This is a genomic window from Clostridium sp. (assembly GCF_051656525.1).
In the GTDB taxonomy this organism is placed as follows: domain Bacteria; phylum Bacillota; class Clostridia; order Clostridiales; family Clostridiaceae; genus Clostridium.
The window spans coordinates 1-2647 of the sequence record NZ_JBOGCC010000010.1 but is presented as its reverse complement, the minus strand read 5'-3'; the positions used below and the strand labels follow the sequence as shown (position 1 = coordinate 2647).

4 protein-coding genes are annotated in these 2647 nt (G+C 27.7%); all 4 read left to right on the top strand.

The window, feature by feature from the left end:
- Nucleotides 1-180: 180 nt before the first annotated feature.
- The 4 genes from ACRDDY_RS00360 to ACRDDY_RS00345 all read left to right on the top strand — a co-directional run bounded on the left by ACRDDY_RS00360 (nucleotide 181) and on the right by ACRDDY_RS00345 (nucleotide 2452).
- The gene (locus tag ACRDDY_RS00360; protein ID WP_438562983.1) at nucleotides 181-657 is read left to right on the top strand and encodes an RNA polymerase sigma factor; all 477 of its coding nucleotides are present in this window, start codon (nucleotides 181-183) and stop codon (nucleotides 655-657) included.
- Nucleotides 654-1328 carry a DUF3955 domain-containing protein gene (locus ACRDDY_RS00355; protein WP_438562982.1) on the top strand — a complete coding sequence of 225 codons (675 nt, stop codon included), beginning with the start codon at nucleotides 654-656 and terminating at the stop codon, nucleotides 1326-1328. Before ACRDDY_RS00360 ends, ACRDDY_RS00355 begins: the two co-directional genes overlap by 4 nt.
- Before the next feature lie 79 nt (nucleotides 1329-1407).
- The gene (locus ACRDDY_RS00350; protein ID WP_438562981.1) at nucleotides 1408-1983 is read left to right on the top strand and encodes a DapH/DapD/GlmU-related protein; all 576 of its coding nucleotides are present in this window, start codon (nucleotides 1408-1410) and stop codon (nucleotides 1981-1983) included.
- A gap of 121 nt (nucleotides 1984-2104) precedes the next feature.
- On the top strand, nucleotides 2105-2452 hold the full coding sequence (locus ACRDDY_RS00345; RefSeq protein WP_438562980.1) for a hypothetical protein: 348 nt from the start codon (nucleotides 2105-2107) through the stop codon (nucleotides 2450-2452).
- The last annotated feature ends 195 nt before the right edge of the window (nucleotides 2453-2647 follow it).

The window sequence follows — 2647 nt, the reverse complement described above, 5'->3', positions numbered from 1 at the left end:
GGAGAAAAAATATATAGAAATAATAGCTTTTAACTATGTAAGTTAAGGCTATTATTTTTTTCGTAAATTATAAGATTATAGTGTTATAATATGAAGAATATTATTTAAATAAAATTTTATAATATTTTTTGTAACGTTTTGATTACTAGGGAGTCATATAAGTGAAAGTGAGGTGATGATGTGACTGATTTTGAAAAAATATATAATGATTATTTTAATACGGTATATAAATTTGTCCTTTCATTAGGTTCAAGTACAAGTGTTGCAGAAGAAATAACTCAAGAGACATTTTTTAAGGCATTGAAGAATATTGATAAGTTTAAAAATGAATGTTCTATACAATCATGGTTATGTCAAATAGCAAAAAATACTTTGTATACACAAGTAAAGAAGGATAAAAAGTTTGATTCTAATATTGATTTAACATTACTTGAATCAGAAGAAAATTTTGAGATGAAGGTTTTTAGAAATGAAGAAACAGTTAGGTTACATAAATTAATACATAAGCTTGATGAACCGTATAAAGAAGTGTTCTATTTAAGGATGTTTGGAGAACTTAGTTTTGCAAAAATTGCAGAAGTATTTAATAAAACTGAAAGTTGGGCCAGAGTCACGTATCACAGAGCAAAATTAAAAATACAGGGGGAACTTATATGAAATACTCATGTGAAATCATAAGAGATTTATTACCACTTTATAGTGATGAAGTGTGTAGTGAAGAAAGTAGTCAAATAGTTAGGGAGCATATAGCAGAATGTGAAGACTGTAGAAATATGTTAGAGAAAATGAATCAGGAAATAAAGGTTGAGAATTTAGATAATGACGTTAAGCAGATAAAATCATTAGCAAAGAAATGGAAGCAAAGTAAGATAACCTCTTTTATTTGGGGTGCAACTATAGCATTTATAATAGGTTTTACAGTGCTTTTAATAGCTAGTGTGATTGGATACTATTCTAGTGGAGGATCATATATTTCTTCAGATGGTATTGTACATGAAAATTTCCAATATGTATTTGTTGGTTTTTGGGCATTTGTATTAATGGTGTTAGGTTTTGTTTCATTATTAATACAAATGGCAGTTCAAAGAGCTGAAAATAATAAGCGCTATAAGAAAATATCTGCAATACTATTAGTAGTATGTATTATTTTATTTATAGCAACTCAAGTTATCTTTGGAATGAATTCTAAAGTTTTACCAGATGGTAGATTAGTTGAACCATTTTATTTAATACCAATTGGATACATACTATTCCTTGTTGGCTTAATGTCAGCTGTATCATTAGTTATTAATATTATATATGGAAAATGTAAAAAAGCTCCTAAATAGGAGTTTTTTTATTGACTGAGAGTTAACTCTAAGGTGTATTATGATTTTGAATATGATATAAAAGGAGAGAGTTAAGAGGATGAATAAGAATTTAATTGAAGCTTTAGAGAAGAGGGATTATATTTCATATAAGGAGGTTATTTTTAAGGAGATAAATGAAACTTTAGAAAAAACAGCAATGTTAATTGCAAAGCTTAATGAGGGATATAAAAAACAAGAAGAGGTAAGAGAAATTTTAGAGGAAATGACAGGAAGGAGAATTGATAAATCTACAACGATTTTATTACCTTTTAATAGTGATTTTGGAGCGCGTATAAATTTTGGAAAAGATATATTTATAAATAAGGGATGTATGTTTGTTGATTTAGGAGGAATTGAGCTTGAGGATAATGTTTTAATTGGACCTGAAGTGAAGATTCTTTCAGTAAATCATCCAATAGATGTGGCTAATAGACGTGATGTAATATTAAAAGGAGTAAAGGTTAAAAAGAATGCTTGGATTGGTGCAGGAGCAACTATTTGTCCAGGAGTAACCATAGGAGAAAACTCTATTATAGGAGCTGGATCTGTAGTTACTAAAAATGTTCCTAGCAATACTGTTTATGCCGGAGTTCCTGCTAAGTTTATAAAAAATATAGCAGATAAGGAGAGTTAAAAAACTTACATTAATGTAAGTTTATTGTAATTTAAAACGATACTTCAAAACCTCTTCATACATTATAATTTTAATTAAGAGATTGAAATTATTTAGCGTAAAAACAGAGGGGGATTTTGATATGAAGAAATTAATTTTAATGCTTACAGGAGTTGTATTATTTGGAGCAGTAGCAATGGGTTGTTCAAGAGAGTTTAAAGGTTCAGAGAAGGATTTAATTAATAAGGCAAATGAACTAATTGAAAGTAAGTATGATGTTGAAATAAATAAAGATGATTTTACTTATGATTTAAGTGGAGTAGTTAAAGACAATGAATTTACACCTATAAAAGATGGTGAAACTCCAAAAGAAGTATTTGTGAGAGCTGTAAATAAGGATAAGCCATCTCACGGAAAGCTTTATGATTATTCTATTAAGTTTAATACTAAGAGAAATGAAATACTATCTAGTGAATGTTTAATATATTAAACATTCATTATGGTAAAAAATTTTTAAAAATACTTAAATATAGAAATGTATATTCCTAATATTAAAGGGCAATATAATATCAAAGCAAAAAAGTCTATGATTTTATAGGTGTTGTAGCACCTGTAAATTCGAAAGATACACACACTATCTTAAGAATCCTAAAATCAAAGACTTCTATTGTATTATGACCTTTTT

Coding starts and splice junctions, on each gene's coding strand:
- ACRDDY_RS00355 (WP_438562982.1), top strand. CDS start 654: ATGAAATACTCATGTGAAATCATAAGAGATTTATTACCACTTTATAGT.
- ACRDDY_RS00350 (WP_438562981.1), top strand. CDS start 1,408: ATGAATAAGAATTTAATTGAAGCTTTAGAGAAGAGGGATTATATTTCA.
- ACRDDY_RS00345 (WP_438562980.1), top strand. CDS start 2,105: ATGAAGAAATTAATTTTAATGCTTACAGGAGTTGTATTATTTGGAGCA.